At 74.4% G+C, this 17,783-nt stretch carries 16 protein-coding genes; 13 read left to right on the plus strand and 3 right to left on the minus strand.

Annotation, left to right across the window (positions count from 1 at the left end):
• Entirely contained in the window at nucleotides 1-2,679 is a 2,679-nt protein-coding gene (locus V6U89_RS21175; protein WP_334573092.1) for a hypothetical protein, read from the plus strand.
• 54 nt (nucleotides 2,680-2,733) lie between these two features.
• On the opposite strand, the gene V6U89_RS21180 is transcribed toward V6U89_RS21175, so the two are convergent.
• Complete coding sequence (locus V6U89_RS21180; protein WP_334573093.1) at nucleotides 2,734-4,146, minus strand: alkaline phosphatase PhoX; 1,413 nt, start codon at nucleotides 4,144-4,146, stop codon at nucleotides 2,734-2,736.
• A gap of 191 nt (nucleotides 4,147-4,337) precedes the next feature.
• On the opposite strand from V6U89_RS21180, the gene V6U89_RS21185 reads away from it, so the two are divergent.
• Both V6U89_RS21185 and V6U89_RS21190 read left to right on the plus strand, forming a co-directional pair.
• Nucleotides 4,338-6,878 (plus strand): FtsK/SpoIIIE domain-containing protein, encoded by a 2,541-nt coding sequence (locus V6U89_RS21185; RefSeq protein WP_334573094.1) that lies wholly within the window; start codon nucleotides 4,338-4,340, stop codon nucleotides 6,876-6,878.
• The gene (locus tag V6U89_RS21190) at nucleotides 6,879-7,553 is read left to right on the plus strand and encodes a hypothetical protein (RefSeq protein ID WP_334573095.1); all 675 of its coding nucleotides are present in this window, start codon (nucleotides 6,879-6,881) and stop codon (nucleotides 7,551-7,553) included. It begins immediately after the preceding gene.
• Between the two features lie 249 nt (nucleotides 7,554-7,802).
• On the opposite strand, the gene V6U89_RS21195 is transcribed toward V6U89_RS21190, so the two are convergent.
• On the minus strand, nucleotides 7,803-7,976 hold the full coding sequence (locus V6U89_RS21195; protein ID WP_334573096.1) for a hypothetical protein: 174 nt from the start codon (nucleotides 7,974-7,976) through the stop codon (nucleotides 7,803-7,805).
• 486 nt (nucleotides 7,977-8,462) lie between these two features.
• Here V6U89_RS21195 and V6U89_RS21200 point away from each other — a divergent pair, with 486 nt between their 5' ends.
• The 3 genes from V6U89_RS21200 (at nucleotide 8,463) to V6U89_RS21210 (ending at nucleotide 9,684) form a co-directional block, all read left to right on the plus strand.
• Complete coding sequence (locus V6U89_RS21200; RefSeq protein WP_334573097.1) at nucleotides 8,463-8,681, plus strand: winged helix-turn-helix domain-containing protein; 219 nt, start codon at nucleotides 8,463-8,465, stop codon at nucleotides 8,679-8,681.
• 117 nt (nucleotides 8,682-8,798) lie between these two features.
• Nucleotides 8,799-9,062 (plus strand): DUF6244 family protein, encoded by a 264-nt coding sequence (locus V6U89_RS21205; protein WP_088961184.1) that lies wholly within the window; start codon nucleotides 8,799-8,801, stop codon nucleotides 9,060-9,062.
• A gap of 226 nt (nucleotides 9,063-9,288) precedes the next feature.
• Nucleotides 9,289-9,684, plus strand: a complete 396-nt coding sequence (locus tag V6U89_RS21210; RefSeq protein WP_334573098.1) for a hypothetical protein — start codon at nucleotides 9,289-9,291, stop codon at nucleotides 9,682-9,684.
• A 132-nt stretch (nucleotides 9,685-9,816) separates the two neighbouring features.
• Here the strand turns inward: V6U89_RS21210 and V6U89_RS21215 are convergent, their stop codons facing one another.
• On the minus strand, nucleotides 9,817-10,323 hold the full coding sequence (locus V6U89_RS21215; protein WP_334573099.1) for a hypothetical protein: 507 nt from the start codon (nucleotides 10,321-10,323) through the stop codon (nucleotides 9,817-9,819).
• Between the two features lie 309 nt (nucleotides 10,324-10,632).
• On the opposite strand from V6U89_RS21215, the gene V6U89_RS21220 reads away from it, so the two are divergent.
• From V6U89_RS21220 to V6U89_RS21250, 7 genes are all read left to right on the plus strand, one after another.
• Nucleotides 10,633-12,846: a M48 family metalloprotease gene (locus V6U89_RS21220; protein WP_334573100.1), complete on the plus strand. Its 2,214-nt coding sequence runs from the start codon at nucleotides 10,633-10,635 to the stop codon at nucleotides 12,844-12,846.
• A 13-nt stretch (nucleotides 12,847-12,859) separates the two neighbouring features.
• Complete coding sequence (locus tag V6U89_RS21225; RefSeq protein ID WP_334573101.1) at nucleotides 12,860-13,252, plus strand: effector-associated constant component EACC1; 393 nt, start codon at nucleotides 12,860-12,862, stop codon at nucleotides 13,250-13,252.
• Between the two features lie 215 nt (nucleotides 13,253-13,467).
• Nucleotides 13,468-14,280 carry a lipase family alpha/beta hydrolase gene (locus V6U89_RS21230; protein ID WP_334573102.1) on the plus strand — a complete coding sequence of 271 codons (813 nt, stop codon included), beginning with the start codon at nucleotides 13,468-13,470 and terminating at the stop codon, nucleotides 14,278-14,280.
• A gap of 256 nt (nucleotides 14,281-14,536) precedes the next feature.
• Nucleotides 14,537-14,902: a YciI family protein gene (locus V6U89_RS21235; RefSeq protein ID WP_179800968.1), complete on the plus strand. Its 366-nt coding sequence runs from the start codon at nucleotides 14,537-14,539 to the stop codon at nucleotides 14,900-14,902.
• Nucleotides 14,903-15,010: 108 nt separating this feature from the next.
• On the plus strand, nucleotides 15,011-15,172 hold the full coding sequence (locus V6U89_RS21240; RefSeq protein ID WP_334573103.1) for a hypothetical protein: 162 nt from the start codon (nucleotides 15,011-15,013) through the stop codon (nucleotides 15,170-15,172).
• A 227-nt stretch (nucleotides 15,173-15,399) separates the two neighbouring features.
• Complete coding sequence (pyk, locus tag V6U89_RS21245; RefSeq protein WP_334573104.1) at nucleotides 15,400-16,848, plus strand: pyruvate kinase; 1,449 nt, start codon at nucleotides 15,400-15,402, stop codon at nucleotides 16,846-16,848.
• Entirely contained in the window at nucleotides 16,845-17,726 is an 882-nt protein-coding gene (locus V6U89_RS21250) for an acyl-CoA thioesterase (RefSeq protein WP_334573105.1), read from the plus strand. The genes pyk and V6U89_RS21250 overlap by 4 nt, the downstream gene beginning before the upstream one ends.
• The last annotated feature ends 57 nt before the right edge of the window (nucleotides 17,727-17,783 follow it).

Here is a 17,783-nt window from a genome sequence, read left to right on the forward strand (position 1 = left end):
ATGCGAGAACCGACCACCCGGCAGCGGCCCCGGCCGGCCGGGGACCGGCTCCCCACCGGTGGGCCGGAGCTGCTCTCCCTGCTGGCCCGGCTGCTGCGCCGACCCCGGCGCGGTGACCGGCGGCTCCCGCTGCTGTGGCTGGTCCGCGCGGCCGGCGCCGGTGACGTGGCCGGGCTGGTGCGCCGCTTCGTCGGCCAGGGCACCGGCCGCCGGGTGCCGCACGCCGTGCTCGACCCGGCCACCCGGCCCGGCCCCGACGACATCCCCGCCGTGCTGCGCGAGCTGCACCGGCAGTTGTCCCTGGAGGCGTTCGGCACGGCCCGGCTGCGGTTCCGGCACTACCCGCTGGCCGACTGGCTGATGCACCAGAGCCTGGCCGACGGCGTCGACGCCGCCGACAGCGGCCGGGCCGCGCTGGTGCGGCGGCTGCGCGACCGGCGGGGGCGGCGCTCCGCCGAGGAACCCCCGGTGACCGGCGAGTCGGGCTTCGGCACCGCCCTGCAGGTGCTGCTCTGGCTGCTGCGCCGCGCGGTGCCCAGCGCGGTGTTCCGGATCGCCGTCTCCGGGCGGGTGCCGCTGATCGGCCGGCACTACCGGTGGTTCATGCGGCAGCAGTACCTCGCACCCCGACAGTCGGTGACCTTCCTCGGCTTCGCCGAACGGCTCACCGCCGGCTGGCGGGACGGCGAACAGCCGGCCCAGGTGGACAAGCTGCTGCTGCACGCCTTCCTGGAGGACCTGCGGCAGGCGTACCGGCGGCGGTTCTGGCGGCCGGGGGACTGGCGGCGCACCGCGTACCCGGTGCTGCTGCTCGACGGGGTCGCCGTGGGCACCGTCGGGCACACCCTGGTCCGGCTGCTCAACGATGTCCGCAACGAGACCGGTCGCAACGATCCGCTGCTGGTGGTGGCGGTCGCCGACGAGCCGCCGCCGGAACTGCCCGCCATCCGCGCGCTGCCCGAGGCCGACGAGGCGTACGAGGAGTGGGCCGAGGCGCTGCCGGAGACCCGGCGACTGCGCCGGGCCGCCGCCTGGCTGCTCGTCCTAGGGGTGGCGGCCGGGGATGTCGTACCGCCGCCGGGGAGCACCCTGCGGGCGCTGGTGGCGCCGGACCCGCCCTGGTGGTCGCGGCGTTTCCTGCCGGCGGCGGTGGTCCTGGTGCTGCTGCTGGCCGCCGGGGCGTGGGCCGACCGGCGCTGGGCGCCCGACTGCCACCCGTCCCCGACCGGGCAGGTCCGGGTGCAGCTGGTCGACGGTGAGTGCGTCGGCTACAGCGACAGCGCGGGGCAGCTGTTCAACAGCGACCCCGGCCAGGACCGGCTCCGGGCGGTGCAGCGGCGGATCTTCGCGCAGAACCGCGCCGCCGAGGAGGTCTGGCGGCGCAGCGAGCACCGCCGCCCGTACCTGACCCTGGTCTACCTGGGCTCGCTGACCGGCAACCGGACCCGCGCGGACGAGGAGTCGTACGTCTCCGAGCGGGAGGAACTGGAGGGGATGGCGACCGCCCAGTACGCCCTGCTCAAGGAGTCCGCCGCCGCGGACGGCGCCGCCCTGCTGCACATCGTCGTCGCCAACGGCGGCCGGCAGATGCGCCACGCCGGCCGGGCGGTGACCATGCTGGAGGGTCTGGCCCGCGACGACTCGACCCTGCTCGGCGTGGTCGGCCTGGTGGAGAGCCGGACCAGCACCGCCGCTGCGCTGCGGGAACTCAACCGGGTCGGCCTGCCGGTGCTCGCGCCAACCCTGTCGGCCGACCGGATGGATGAGAACTCCAGCCTCTACCTGCAGATGTCGGCGCCCAACTCCGACCAGGCCCGGATGCTGGAGGCGTACGCCCGGCAGGTGTTGAAGGTGACCGAGGCGCACGTCTACCACACCACCGGGGAGGGCAGCTCGCTCGCCGACGACCTCTACGTCTCCACCCTCGTCGACGGCCTGCGGGAACGCTTCGGCGACCGGCTGACCCGGCTGGACGAGTGGCGTACCGGGCGGCGGCTGACCCAGGAGTGCGGCTACCCCGGCGTGCTGGTCTTCGCCGGCCGCTGGTCGGAGTTCGACGGGTTCCTGCGCGCGCTCAAGGAGTGCGGCGCGAACCCGCCCCGGCACCTGCTCGCCGACGACTCGGTCAACCGCTACATGGCCAACCCCGGGCTGCGGGCCAGCGCGCCCGGCAACCTGCCGGTGACGTACGTGTCGAAGGCCGCCTTGGCCACCTGCGGCGCGCTGCGGGCCGCGCAGGCCCGCCGCGACGACGCCCGGGGCACCTTCCTGAGCTGGTTGCGCGCCGACGACCTGCTGGAGCCGCCGCGCTGCCGCGACGACGCCGGCCCGCCGGTCGGGGAGCGGGTCAGCCTCGCCTACGACGCGTCGATGATGATGGTGCGGGCCCTGGAGAGCCTCGCCGCCCGGCTGCGGCACGCCGACACCGGCCGGCGCTGGGAGCCCCGCGCGGTCAACCCGGCCGGCGTGCACGCCGAGGTGCTGCGACAGAACGCCGCCGGCGGCTACCCGGGCGTCGCCGGGGTGGTCCGGTACGCCCCGGACTCCGGTGAGCCGGTCGCGAAGCGGATCGCGCTGCTGCGGGTGGCGGAGGTGCCCGACGTGGCCGCGGAGCCGGTCGAGGTGTACCACTGCGGCGCCGCTGACGGCCCGCCCGACCCGGCGTGCCGTCCCGCCTGAGGGCCGGGCGGCCGGCGTCCCGGTCGGGGACGCCGGCCGCAGCCGCCGCCGGGATCAGGCCGGGTCGGCGTTGCTCGGCCGCCCCCACGGCCCGGTGATCGCGAAGACGTAACCGGGGGACTGGATGTTGGCGAACAGCACCGTGCCGTCGGGGCTGAAGGTCGGGCCGGTGAACTCGCTGTCGTTCAGCTCGTTGCGGGCCAGCGGGTACGCCTTGCCCTGCGCCGTGACCCCGACCAGGTGGGACAGCCCCTCGCCGTCCTCGGCCAGGATCACCCCGCCGTAGGGCGAGACGGTGATGTTGTCCGGCCCGTCGTAGTTGCCCTCGACCGACGGGTCGGGGTTGACCCCGAAGATGGTCTTCAGGGTGACCGTCTCCGAGCGCGGGTCGTAGAACCAGACCTGGCCGTCGTGCTCGTTGGCGCTGCCGTCGTCGAGCCGGGCGAAGCTGGCGACGAAGTAGGCGCCGCCGTCGGCCCACCAGGCGCCCTCCAGCTTGCGGCTGCGGGTCACCTGCTCGTCGGTGAACTGCTTGCGCACCGAGACGGTCTTCGCGTCCCGGTCCGGCACGTCCACCCATTCCACCTTGTAGCGGGTGCCCGGCGTGGTGGCCTGCGAGAGGTCCGCGATGTGCTGGCTGCCGAGGAAGCAGTTCATCGCCTGCAGCTCGCCGGCGGTGCCGCCGTCCGGGCGCAGGGCCAGCGCGCGCAGCGCACCCTTGCCGCCCCGGAAGCCCGCCGGCGGCGTCCACCGGAAGTACAGGCCGTTCGGCCCGCCCGCGTCCTCGGTCAGGAAGATCGAGTGGGTGTACGGGTCGACCGCCACCGCCTCGTGCGCGTAGCGGCCGAGGAACGTCAGCGCCACCGGGTCGAGGTTCTGCTCCCGGTCGTGCGGGTCCACCTCGAAGACGTACCCGTGGTCCTTGAGGAACTTCCCACCGGCCCGCTGCTCGGTCTCCTCGCAGGTCAGCCAGGTGCCCCACGGGGTGATCCCGCCGGCGCAGTTGTTGTGGGTGCCGGCCACGCTGACGTACTCGCGCAGCCGCCGTCCCGCGGCGTCCACCTCGATGGTGGTGGTGCCGCCCCGGGCGCCCGGGTCGTAGGTGAGGCCGGGCAGCGCCGGCACCGGGTACGGCTCGCTGCCGCCGATCTCGTGGTTGTTCACCAGCACCGACCCGGTGGGAGACCGGAAGCAGCCGGTGCCGTCGGCGTCGCTGGGCGTCGGGTGGCCGCTCTCCAGCAGCGTGCTGCCGGCCTGGGCCACGATCGTGTACGAGAAGCCGGGCGGCAGCGCCAGCAGGCCGGCCGGGTCCGGGACCAGCTCGCCGTAGCCGACGGCCGGGCGGCAGGCGGCCCGGGCGGCGGCCGGTCCGGCGATCGCCTCCAGGCTGCCGGCCACCACGATACCGAGGCCGCCAGCCGCGCCGCTGCGCAGCAGGTTGCGGCGGGAGATGGGGGAGGAGGTCACGTCGTCACCTTCCAGTTCTGTCACGATGTCGTCCGCCAGCAGGCAATCCGGACCGGCGGAACACCGGGCGGCGCGGCGGCGGACCGGCAGGTGAACAGTGGACCAACGGCTCGCCCGCGACGCCTGGTGCGTCGCCGGCCCGGCTCCGTTAGGGTTCCCTCGACCGGACGGACGTGGTGGGGGAGCAGACGGTGGGCAGGCTCGCGTTGGCGTACGGCCAGGCGGTCACCGCCCACCGGCGGGCCCGTGACCGGTGGACCCGGGCCCGGGCGTTGCTCGACCGGCTGGCCGGGCAGCCCGTGCCGGAACGCACCGTCGACCTCGTCGCCCGGCTCGGCCGCCTCGCCGCCGCGCTGACCGCCCCCACCGCACCGGCGACCCGCCGCCCGGCCGGCGAACCCGCGCCGGTGCGCGTCGGCGACGCCACCACCGCCGACGGCCGGTTCCCGCTGCTGCTGCCGCTGGGCGCCGGCCGGCACCTGGCGATCAGCGCCGACGCCCGCGACCCCCGGGTGGCGGTGCTGCTCCGGGTGCTGGTGCTGCGCCTGCTCGCCACCGCCCCGCCCGGCGCCGTCCGGGTGGTCGGCATCGACCCGGCCGCGCTGGGCGCCACCTTCCTGCCGCTGCGGCCGCTGCGCGACGCCGGCGTGCTCGGGGCGACCGCCACCACCGAGGCCGAGATCGGCGCGCTGCTCGACGCCGCCGAGGCGCACGCCCGCGCCGCCCAGCAGGCCGACCGCGACGACCATGAGCTGCTGCTGGTGGTGGCCGCCTCGGTGCCGGCCCCGCGCGAGCTGGCCCGGCTCGCCGCGCTCACCCACGCCGGGCCCGCCGCCGCCGTCTGCGTGCTGCTCGCCGGCCACCCGGTGCCGCCGCCTGGACAGGCCCCACCGCTGGGCGCCACCACCACGCTGCGGCTCGACGAGCGGTACGCCTGGGTCGGCGACCCGCCCGGGTACCCGTTCGGCGACGACGGCACCGGGCTGGCCGTACCCGTGCTGCTCGACGGCGACCCGCCGCAGGAGGCCGTCCGCTCGCTCGCCGGGCGGCTGGCCGCGGCCGTGCGGCGCGACACGGCGCTGCACGTCGCGGACCTGCTGCCCGAGCGGCGCTGGACGGAGTCCGCGCGGGCCGGGCTGCGCACGGTGGTGGGCCGGGCCGGGCGGGAGCCGGTCACCCTCGCCTTCGACGACGCCACCCCGCACTGGCTCGTCGGCGGGCGCACCGGCGCCGGCAAGACCGTCTTCCTCGTCGACGTCCTGTATGGACTGGCCGCCCGCTATTCCCCGGCCGACCTCCAGCTCTGGCTGCTCGACTTCAAGGAGGGCGTCAGCTTCACCGAGTTCGTGCCGACCGAACGGGACCCGTCGTTCCTGCCGCACGCCCGCACCGTCGGGGTCGAGTCCGATCGCGAGTACGGCCTCGCCGTGCTCCGCGAGCTGCGTCGCGAGCTGGGCCGCCGGGCCGAGGAGTTCAAGCGGCACGGGATCACCAAGCTGGCCGACCTGCCGGCGGACGCGGCGGTGCCCCGGATCGTGACCGTGGTGGACGAGTTCCACGTGCTGCTCGCCGGCAACGACCGGCTGGCCCGGGAGGCCGTCGACCTGCTGGAGGAGCTGGCCCGCAAGGGCCGCTCGTACGGCGTGCACCTGGTGCTGGCCAGCCAGAGCACCACCGGCGTCGAGGCCCTCTACGGCCGCGCCGAGACGCTCTTCGGGCAGTTCGCGCTGCGGGTGGCGCTGCCCGGCGGCGAGGCCGTGCTCGGTCCCCGCGCCGTGACCGGCACCGCCGGCCCGGTCGGCACCGCCGTGGTCAACACCGCCGCCGGCGCGCCCGGGGCCGACCTGCTGGTCCGCTTCCCCGACGCGCACGCCGACGCCCGGCAGGTCGCCCGGTTGCGCTACGAACTCTGGGACGACCGGCCGGAGGGCTGGCCGCCGCCGGCGGTCTTCCGCGGCTACGAGCCGGCGCACCTGGAGGACGAGCCGGCCGCCGCCGCGCTGCGGCCCGGTGCCCGCCGCCCGTCGGCGCTGGTCGGCCGGACGGTCGACGTGGCGGGCAGCCCCGCCCGGTTCGCCCTGGACGCCGCCCCCGGGCGGCACCTGGCCGTGGTGGGCACCGCGGCGACCGGGGCGCACGTGCTGCGGGCCGCCGCGCTGAGCCTGGCCCGCCAGCACGCCCCGGGCGAGGCGGAGTTCGTGCTCGCGCCGCTGGTCGAGGCCGCCGACGAGCTGGCCGACGAGACCGCCGCCGGGATCAAGACGGCCGGGCACCCGGTCACCGTGGTCGACGCGGCCGGGCTTCGCGCGCGGTTCGGCGAGCTGGCCGCCGACCCGGGGCAGCGGGGCCGCACGTACCTGGTGGTCTTCGGGGTGGACGCGGCCGGCGCCACCCTCGCCCGGACCGACCCGGAGACCTTCCGCTCGGGGCACGACGACCTGCGGGCGCTGCTGCGCCAGGGCCCCGGCCACGGGGTGCACCTGCTCGGCTGGTGGCGCGGGCTGCGCCGGCTCGCCGACGACCTCGGCGGCTCGCAGAACCGCGACGACGTGGCCTGCCTGGTGGCGCTCAACGTGCCCGGCGCCGACCTCGGCCTGCACCTCGGCGTCACCGACCTGGCGTACACCCCGCGGGCCGACCGGGCGCTGCTGGTGGACCGGCACGCGCAGCGGACCGCGCTGATCGTGCCGTTCCTCCGCCCCGGGTACCGGCCCGAGGACGAGGAGCGCTGAGTGTCCACCTTCGACGAGTACGCCGCCGCGGTGCGCCAGCTCTCCGGGCAGGTCCGCGAGGGCGAGCGGGGCGCCGCCGCCGAGGCGGAGCGCCGGCGGCGGCTGCACGCCGGGGTGGCGCAGCTCGGCCAGCGGCTCGCCGCCCAGGGCCAGCGGCTGGACCAGCTCGGCGAGGCGATCGGTCTTCCGCCGGCCACCGCGGGCGCTCCGGACGGGCCGGACGCCGGCACCGGGACTCCGGTCGCCACCGACCCCGACGCCGATCCGGGCGTGGTGCTGGAGGAGGCCCGTCGGCTGGTCGACGAGGCCGACCTGCGGACCCGGGAGGTCGAGGCCCTCGCCGCCCGACCGGAGCTGCTGCCGACCTGGTCGCCGGCGGCCCGGGCGGTGGCCGTCTACGTCGGCTGCGCCGCCGCGGGCGTGCTGCTCATGCTGGTCCTGGTGGTCGCCTCCGGCGTGGGGCTGGTCAGCGGTTTCACCCTGGGCGCCTGGATCTGCGCCGGCCTGCCGGTGCTCTCCTTCGCCGCCGGCTGGCTGATCCTCGGCCGCTGGGGGCGGCCCGCCCTGGCCACCGTGGAGCCGCCGCGGTTCGTCCCGCTCGGCTTCGTCATCTGTGTCGCGCTGGTGCCGACCGCGTACTGCGCCAGCCTGCTGCTCGTCCGTTTCCTGCGCTGACCGCCCCCGGCCCGCGCGCGCAAAGCGTTCAGCGTGCCGTCGTGGTGCGCCAGCCGGGTCCGCGCCGCCCGCTGCTCGTCGCACGGCCCGGGCCGTCCGCACTCCCGACACACCCCGGTGTACGCCTCCGTGCGGTGCTCGGCGATGGTCCGCGAGGCCACCTGCCGGGGCGCGGTAGTGACCACGTTTTGCGCGGTGCCCGCGCGTCGGCAGCCTGCTCGGCCGCGTACCTGCGCAGGTCACCGGCGTTCACCGGCTGTCGTCGCCGCCGGTGTCGGTGGCGTGGACGGCCCTGACCAGCCGGGCGAAGCGCACGTCGAGGCAGGGGTAGTCCTCGCCGCAGCCGCAGAGCCACCGGGTGACCACCCGCGGGGGATGGGCGAACAGGATGTCGTCGGCGTCCTCGACGTCCTGTGCGGACACCAGCGGCTCCGGGTGGTCGGGCCGCTCGGGTGGGTGGTCGCCGCCTGGCCGCCCCGCCCGGTCGTCCCGGTCGGTGGGTGCAGGACGCGCACGGCCGGCCGGTGGAACACCATGGGTGTCACCGGAGCCGTGTGACACCCATGGTGTTCCACCCGTGTCGTTCTCGTCCCCGTTGGTGGAGCGGTTCTCGTGTGGTTGCTCGTGCATCGGGTGCTCCCGTCCGGTGGCGTCTCCTTGGTGGGGGATCGCTTGAGCGTGGGCGCTGCGGTTGAGGGCGGGCAGCGCCCGGCACGCCCGGCCGTCCAGGGGGACCGGCCGACCGGGCGCTCTGTGCGGTGGGGAAGGACCAACTCCGGGTTTGCAGACCAGGGAGCCGGTCGCCGAGAACTTTGCCACACTAGTCTGTACAAGTCAATGACTGTCTAGTCCGTGCTTGTCCCGACTAGTGGGGTGTGATCAAATGGCGGTGCAGACCAGGGAGACAACATGCCCGCCAAGCCCAAGTGGGCGCAGCTCGCGGACCGTATTCGTGAGCAGATCGCGTCCGGTGAACTCGCCCCTGGCGACAAGCTTCCCTCCACCGCGCAGCTACGAGCCGAGTATGGCGTTTCGGCCGGCGTGGTCCGGCAGGCGATCCTTGTGCTCCAGACGCAGGGCCTCGTTGAAGGTGTCCATGGCCTTGGTGTCTTCGTCTGCGAGCAGTAGCCCCTCCAACTGATCACCAGGTTGTCGCGGTGGGTGGGCGGATCTCGTAGGCTCCCTTGTGGTCGATGCTTGTGCGGTGACGGGGACGATCGACGCGGGGCGACCAGGGGAGGGCGCGTGAGCGCAGCACAGGTCATCGCCAGGCTGGCGGCGGCGGCGCAGAAGCTGGACGAGGCGAAGGCGAAGACCGCCGCCGCGGCGCAGGACGCCGCCGAGGCGCGGGAACTGGTCGCCGGCGCCCTGGAAGGGGTTGCGGCCGGCCCGCTGATCGGGATGCTGGACGCCTACCGGCAGGCGCTGACCCAGGCGGCCCAGGGTGCCGGGCCGGCCAGCCAGCAGGTCCAGGAGACCATCGCCAAGGTACGGGCGCTGGGCAGCTGAGCCCGGCCACAATGGCGGCCCGCGGTGTCGGATAGCTGATCCGGAACGGGGCGGCGCCGCCCGCGCTCCATTGCATATCCTGCCGGGTTCGCGGCCAATCAGCGTGGTTTCCCGGCCAATTCGCGCTGAAGGTCTCCGGCCATCAACGATGGCAGCCCGAAATGCCGTGTGAGCAGGTGTCGCCGGCCGTTCACCGGCTGATCAGGAGAGGAATTAGGCTGGCATGGTGCCGAATGGCGGAGGGGACGACGAACTGGTGCTCGGCGCACTGGAGTGTTACGAGCGCGCGGTGCGCCGGGTGGCGCAGGACTTCGCCCGACGGGGTGCTGTCATTCAGCCGATGGGCGTGTACCTGGACGCCCTCGACGCTCTGCAGGTGTCCTTCGGCAGGCGGGGCCAGGCGCAGGAGAGCAGCCTGGGCAGCCTGCGGTTGACCCGCGACCTGGAGTTGGCGGTTGTCGAGTTGGCCGACCTGCTGCAGGAAAAGGAGTTCGATGAGGGCGACACCACCTGGCCCGGATGTCTGCCTGGACACTCTCATCCTCCGGCCGCGACCCTCGTCGACGGCGTTGCCTCCTGGCAGTGTCCGCGCAGCCACGCATCCCTCTCTCCAATCCGATAACCAATCGGCGCTACGGCAACGATCAGTACGACGCCGAAGTGGCGGATGATCCGGCAGCCGATGCCGTACCGGACAGCCCTGTGACGAACCGCGCCTTGTGGGCCGGCGACGGGCGCCAGCCGTGGGCCTGCCTCAGTGGCCCGCGTGGCGGCTGCTCGCCCTCAGTACTGCCCGTAGGTGGCCGTACGTCCACAGCGCCAGCGTGGCGGCGGCCCAGAGTGCTACCACCCAACTCGTCGGCGGCGCCCACGCCGAGAGCCATCCCGCGCCATCGGCCGTGCGTAGCAGAGCAGGTCGCTGCAGGGTCGGACAGGCCAGCGCGGCGAAGTAGGCGACCGCGAGGCCACACAGCACGGGCACCACGACGCGGCGGAACACGACCGCCGTCAGGAGGGCCGTTGCCAGGCACAGCGATGCTCCGGACAAGGCAGCGGCGCCGGCGGTGGCGCGTTCGGTGGGGGAGGGTTGCTCGCCGAAGAATACTGCGGCGTTCATGACGGCTACGTACAGGGATCGCCCGGCGCCCGGTAGGGCCAGGATCAGCAGGACCCACGACCATGCCCAGTGGCCCCGACCGCGGGTGAGGGAAGACCGTGCGATGGCAGTGTCATGCTGCTCGCCATCAGCTGCGCTGCTCATGCGCTGAGCATTCTCCGCGAGGGACAAAATCACCTGAGTCGCGGTACCTGGTCTTCCTGCCGTCGACCGGGGATCGGGCCACCACGGGGTGCTGTCGGCAGCGAACCGGCCGGTTCAGTGGTGGCGATATCCATTCGCTACGGGTAATGTCCTGCGACGTCGAAATCCGCTGATCGATTTCGGCACCGCATTCCTGCCCGCGCACATACCGTCGACGGTCGGCCCGGCCGCCGTCCGATGCGCCGTGCCCGTGGACCGTGCGCCCCTTCGCCGTCCCCGGGTGGTGGCGTCTGTCGTCGAGGAGTCTCCGTGAGCGACCCGGACGTTGACCCGCAGGTGAGACCCGCGGTCGAGCAGCGGCCGACCGAGCCGCGCCCGGCCGGACCGGGCGGACTCGACCGGCGGCTGGCCGACCGGCCGCCGGGGTACCCGAACGCGCTGGTGTGGCTGCGCGCCGGCATCCTGCGCGACTGGCGGGGCGTGCTCGGCAGCTTCCTGGCCACCTGGTTCTACGTGCCGCTGGCGCTGCTGGCCGCGGTGTGGGGCGGCATCGCGCTGGGCGTGCTCGGCCTGGTCGCCGGGGGCACCCAGGCGGGCGACGCCCTGCCGTCGGTGGTGCGCGACGCGCCGCTGGTCGGCCCCCTGCTCGACGCCTTCCTCAACCGGTCCGGCGGCGTGGTCGGCGGCTTCGCCGGCTTCGCGGTCGGTTTCCTGGCCGGTTTCCTGGTCGTGCTGGTGCTGCCCTGGCGGGACGCCTTCGACGAGCCGGCGAACCTGTTCACCGGCCTGGTCGGAATGGTGGTGGCCGCCGCCCTGGTCGGCCTGGTCTACACCCTCGGCCGGGTGCTGCTGGAGCCGTGGCTGCTCAGCGTCTCCGGCGCGCGTCAGCTCAGCCGGCGGGAGGCGGAGCGGCTGCGGCCGATCCTGTCCGACTGCGCCGCCCGTCTCGGCCTGCCGAGCGTGCCCCGCCTGCTGATCGAGGACGACCCGGTGCTCACCAACGCCCGCGCCTACGCCCGGCACATCGTGGTGACCACCAGCCTGCTCGACGAGCCGGACGAGGACGTCGCGGCGCTGCTCAGCCACGAGCTGGTGCACTGGCGTACCGGTGACGAGGTGACCAGCGCGTTCGTCCGGGGCGTCGGGCTGCCGCTGGTGCTGGTCCACGCGGTGCCGAGCTGGCTGATGCGCCGGTTCCCGCACCCGGCCACCGACCTGCTGGTCTTCCTCGTCTTCTGGCCGGTGCTGCTGACCATGCGGTTCGTCGTGCTGCCCTGCCACCGCCGCGACGTCCGGGCCGCCGAGTACCGGGCCGACGCCGGGGCGGTCCTCGCCGGCCACGCGGCCGGCATGCGGTCGATGCTGGAACGGCGTCGGTCCTTCGAGACCGGCCGCAGCGGGTGGGACGAGGCGGTCTGCGCCACCCATCCGCCGTCCGAGCTGCGGCTCGACCGGCTGGAGCGGCTCACGCCGGCCACCGCCGACGAGGCGACGGCCGCCGACGGGAGCCCCGCCCGGGTGGGCACCGAGGAGCTGTTCGGACGGCCGGGGCCGGTCGGCTCCCGGCGCGCCTGGGTGCTGGTCGGCGCGCTGGCGCTGATCGGCTGCCTCGGCGGCGGCGCGCTCACCACGGCGCAGTGGCTGCTGTTCCGCCCGCAGGCGGCGGTGGACGCCTACTTCTCGGCGCTGGACGACGGGGACGGCCGCGCCGCCCTGGCGGCGTTGACCCCGGACGCCAGGGCGGCGGCGGGCGACGGCGGGCAGCTCGCCCGGATCGTCGGCGGGGAGGGCTACCAGCCGCCGACCGACGTGGACGTCACGTCGGTCGAGCGCGACGGCGACGAGGCGGTCGCCAAGGTCGCCTACACCCTGGCCGGGCAGAAGCTGAGCGCCGAGCTGCCGCTGCGCCGGGACGAGTCGGCGACCCTCGGGCTGTTCCACCGGTGGCAGGTCGCCGCGCCACCCGCGCGGCTCAGCCTGCCCGGCGCGGCGGGCCTGACCGTCAACGGCCAGTCCACACCGACCGCTCCCGAGGGCGTCGAGCTGGCGCTGCTGCCCGGGGCGTACACCGTCGGGGGCCAGCGCAACGCCCTCAGCGAGACCCCGTCGCAGGTCGTCCACGTCCTGCCCGGGCAGGAGAGCGCGGCGAGCCCGGACCTGACGCCGACGCTGGCCCCGGCGGCTCAGGCCACGGCGGAGGAGAGCGTCAAGGCGTACCTGGACGGCTGCGCGGCCCAGACGGTGGCCGCGCCGCAGGGGTGCCCGTTCCGGTACTACACCGGGGAGACGGTGAAGAAGATCGCCTGGAAGATCACCCGGTACCCGACGGTGCAGCTCACCCTGACCGGCCCGACCTCGGCGCAGGTGTCGACGCCGTTCGAGGGCCGCGGGTCCGCCCGGGCGACCGGCACCACCACCGGCTTCTTCGGCACCACGCCGTTCACCGAGGACGAGGAGATCCAGGTGGTCGGGGTGCTGTCCGTGGTGGACGGCAAGCTGACGTTCCGGCCCGCCGGCGACTGAGGGAGAGCCCGACATGACTGAACCGTCCACCCGGCCGGGGCGACCCGTGCGGATGGTGCTGACCCCGCGTACCGCCCGGCCACCCCGGGTGCCGCTGCTGGCCTGGATCCACCGCCGGCCGGAGTTCCGCGCCGCGGTGCGCGACGCCGCCGGCCAGGGCGGCCGGCCCGGCTTCAGCGACGCGGTGATCATCGCGGTGGTGGCCCAGGGACTGCTGCCCGGCCTGTTCAACCTGCTGCAGTCCTGGGTGGACCAGCAGCGCACCGAGGTGAGCATCCGCATCCAGGTCGGCGACGCCGAGGCGGAGATCCAGGTCAACGGCCGGACGGATCCCACCAAGTTGCTCGACCAGGCCACCCGGGCGCTGCGCGAGGCGGCGGACGGGGAGGCCGACCCGACCGCCTGACCAGGGACCCGACCGGGGCCGACCGCGAACGCGGCCGGCCCCGTCGTCGTTCGCCCGCTTTGCCGGAAGACACCTCCGGTGCGACATCAGGTTACCGGCGCGTAACTTGCCATTGACGTGTGCGAATTGTGACCCGCATCATCGTCCCACCGATCGATCGGATCCCTTCACCCACCGTCCCCGCTCCCCGGGAACCTCCCACCGGAGGTGCAGCCATGCTGCTCCGAACGATCCTCGCCGCCACCACCGCCGTCACCGCACTGCTCATCCCGGCCACCGCCGCCGCGGCCGCCCCCGAACGCACCACCACTGCCGGCACCACCGCCGCCGAGGCCACGGCCACGGCCACCACCGCCGTCGCCAACGCGAACGCCAACCCGGTCATCGTGGTCGGCGGCCTGATCGGGGTCTCCATCGCGTACGAGCCGATCGCCGCGCGGCTGCGCGCCGACGGCTTCCGGGTCTCCATCTTCCAGATCCCCGGGCTGGGCTTCGGCGACATCCGCGAGTCCGCCCGCGCCTTCAAGACTTATGTCGACCAGGTCCGCGCCGGCACCGGCGCGGCCAAGGTGGACCTGGTCGCCCACTCCGAGGGCGGCCTCGTCTCCCGCTGGTACGTCAAGTTCCTCGGCGGCGCCGACGCCGTCGGCCGGTACATCAGCCTGGGCAGCCCCCAGCAGGGCACCTACGCCGCCAACATCCTCAAGTTCATCGGCCTCGGCAACTGCGCCGGCATCGTCGCCTGCCAGCAGATGTCCATCGGCTCCGACCTGCTCACCGCCCTCAACGGCGGCGACGACACCCCGGGTGCCATCCGCTGGGCGACCGTGCGGACCTGGCAGGACGAGCTGGTCTGGCCGATCGGCAACGCCGCACTGTCGGACGGCGCGAACAACGTGCTGATCCAGAGTTGGTGCCCGCTGCGGCTGGTCGGTCACCTCAGCCTGATCCTGGACGGGACCACCTACACCGCGGTCCGGCAGGTGCTCACCGACGCCCCGGTGCGCCCCAACTGCTTCGCCCTGTGAACCAGCGACGGGCGGACGGGAGTACCCCGTCCGCCCGTCGTGCCGTCAGGTCGGGCCATCGTCGCCGGTGAGCCGGAGTTCGGCGGCGGCCACGCGCCATGACCGGCTGGACGAAAGACCCAGCCGGTCGGCAACCGGGTGCTCCGGCGGGGCAGTTGGCCCGAGCGACCGCTGCCGCCCGCCGCAGCGTGCGACGCTGTGCCGAGTCGGGGGAGACCGGCGCGGTGCCGACGCCGGCAGCGCGGGAGGGGGCGCCATGACGGGTATGCCGCAGCTGGACTTCGCGCTCGACACGTACGAGTGCATCGTGATCTACCCGGGGCCGGCCGGTCGGGCCCTGCCCAGCGAGACGGTGCAGCGGTTGCAGGCCGAGCACTTCGAGCACATGCAGGCGTTGCAGCGCCGGGGGATCGTGCTGGTCTCCGGGTCGATCGACGGCCCCGCCCGCGAGCCGGCCCCACCGATCGGCATCGGACTGGCCCGCACCGGCTCGGTGGACGACGTGCGCAGCGTGATGGAGGCCGACCCGGCCGTGCAGGCCGGGCTCTACCAGGTGGACGTGCTGAGCTTCCTCTGCCCGGCCGGCTCGCTGGAGTTCCCGCTGGTCAAGGCGCAGGGCTGAAGCGACTGTCGCCAGGGTGACGGCGCGGGCCGCCCCGCGGGTGTCCACTGGGAGGCCCCTGGCCGGGGGGCGCGCCGGGCGCCGCCAAGGCCGGGCCCAGGAGCCCCGATGACCTCCGCCGCCACCACCGACCTCTCCCGCGCCGCCGCCGACCTGCGTGAGCTGCTCGGCGACCGGTTGCTCCGGCCCGCCGACGCCGACTACCCCGCCGCGACCCGGGTCTGGAACGGCGCCGTACCCACGCTGCCGGCGGCCAGCGGCGGTGGGTGAGTGTCGGCGCGGCGGGCGCCCGTCGCGGGCGTGGGAGCGCCTCCGTCGGCGGATGCGGGCGGGCGGTACGATTCCCGGCGCGCGGTCGCCGATGCCCGCCACTCACGACGTCCCCCGGTGCGGCTCCGCGCCCGCCGGCCACGCGCCCGCCGCGGACGCGTCGGTGGACAACTGTTCCGCAGTCCGAAAGGGGTCGGCCCGCCCGACCCGGAGGAGAGACTAGCCTGATGGGCGTGACACGCCGCGCGAAGATCGTCTGCACTCTTGGCCCTGCCACCTCGTCCCCGGAGCGGATCCGGGGGCTCGTCGAGGCGGGCATGAACGTGGCCAGGCTGAACTTCAGCCACGGCAGTCACGCCGACCACGAGTCGGTGTACCGGCTGGTGCGCGAGGCGGCCGACGCCGCCGGGCACCCGGTCGCCATCCTGGCCGACCTCCAGGGCCCCAAGATCCGCCTCGGCAGGTTCGCCGACGGCCCGCACGAGTGGCGCACCGGCGACTCCGTCGTGATCACCGGCGACGACATCGTCGGCACCAAGGAGCGGGTCTCCTGCACCTACCGGAAGCTGCCGCAGGAGGTGAAGCCGGGCGACCGGCTGCTGATCGACGACGGCCGGGTCGCGGTCGAGGTCAGCGACGTCACCGGCAACGACATCCGCGTCCTGGTCACCGAGGGCGGCCCGGTCTCCAACAACAAGGGCGTCTCGCTGCCCAACGTGGCGGTGAGCGTGCCGGCGATGTCGGAGAAGGACGCCGAGGACCTGCGGTTCGCGCTCGGGCTGGGGGTCGACCTCATCGCGCTCTCCTTCGTCCGTTCGGCCGACGACATCAAGCTCGTGCACGGCATCATGGCCGAGGAGGGCGTGCACCGCCCGGTACTGGCCAAAGTCGAGAAGCCCGAGGCGGTCGACCACCTCGAGGCGATCGTGCTGGCCTTCGACGGCATCATGGTCGCCCGCGGCGACCTGGGCGTCGAGCTTCCGCTTGACCAGGTGCCGCTGGTGCAGAAGCGCGCCGTGCAGCTCTGCCGGGAGAACGCCAAGCCGGTCATCGTGGCCACCCAGATGCTCGACTCCATGATCGAGAATTCCCGCCCGACCCGCGCCGAGGCCTCTGACGTCGCCAACGCGGTGCTCGACGGCGCGGACGCGGTGATGCTCTCCGGCGAGACCAGCGTCGGCAAGTACCCGGTGCTCACCGTCAGCACCATGGCGAAGATCGTCACCACCACCGAGTCCGGCTCGATCGGGGTGCCCCGACTCCAGCACGACCCGCGTACCCACGGCGGCGCGCTCACCGTCGCGGCCTCCTCGATCGCCCGGGCCATCGGCGCCAAGGCGCTGGTCGCCTTCTCGCAGACCGGCGACACGGTGAAGCGGCTCTCCCGGCTGCACTGCGACCTGCCGCTGCTGGCCTTCACCCCGGTGCCCGAGGTGCGCAACCAGCTGGCGCTCTGCTGGGGCGTGGAGACCTTCCTGATGCCGTTCGTCGAGCACACCGACGACATGTTCCGCCAGGTCGACCAGGCGCTGCTCGGCCTCAACCGGGCCAACCCCGGCGACTATGTGGTGATCGTGGCGGGCAGCCCGCCCGGCACCCCCGGTTCCACCAACACGCTGCGGGTGCACCAGCTCGGCTCGCTGGTCGACGCCGCCTCCGCGCGGGCCCTGCAGTGACCGAGCGCCAGGTGGCCGGGCAGGCCGCGGTCGACCAGTTGCTGGAGGTCCTCGACCTCGACAACACCGGCGAGATGACCTTCCGGGGGATGAGCCCGCCGGTCGGCCCGCAGCGGGTGTACGGCGGGCAGGTCGCCGGCCAGGCCCTGGTGGCCGCCGGTCGTACCGTCGATTCGGAGCGCTTCGTGCACTCGCTGCACGGCTACTTCGTGCGCCCCGGCGACCCGGTGGAGCCGATCGAGTACCAGGTGGAGAACGTCCGCGACGGCCGGTCGTTCTCGGTGCGCCGCTCGGTCGCCCTCCAGCACGGCAAGCCGATCTTCTTCATGTCGGCCTCCTTCCAGCGGCAGGAGGAGGGCCTGGACCACCAGGCCCCCACCCCGCCGGACGTGCCCGGCCCGGACGACGTGCCCACCATGACCGACCGGCTCTCCCGCTACCCCGAGCGGCTCGGCATCTGGGGGCAGATCCCGCGCCCGATAGACGTCCGCTACGTCGGCGAGCCCGGCTGGGTACGCCCCGGCGACCGCCCCGCCGACCCGAACCAGCGGGTCTGGATGCGCATCGACGGCAAGCTGCCGGACGACCCGCTGCTGCACGCGTGCGCCCTGGCGTACGCCTCCGACCTGACCCTGCTGGACTCGGTGCTCTCGGTGCACGGCGAGGTCTGGGGCCCGGGCGGCGTGGTGGGGGCGAGCCTCGACCACGCGCTGTGGTTCCACCGGTCGTTCCGGGCCGACGAGTGGTTCCTCTACGACTGCTGGAGCCCGTCGGCCTCCGGTGCCCGTGGGCTGGCCACCGGCCGGATGTTCACCACCGACGGCCGGCACATCGCCAGCGCCGTGCAGGAGGGCCTGCTCCGCCGCGTCGGCGAGTGATCAAAAGGGTGAGGGGCGGCAGGCCGGCCGGCTGACCTGCCGACTAGCCTTGCCCTC

The organism is Micromonospora sp. CPCC 206171, assembly GCF_036906755.1.
Lineage (GTDB): Bacteria > Actinomycetota > Actinomycetes > Mycobacteriales > Micromonosporaceae > Micromonospora > Micromonospora purpureochromogenes.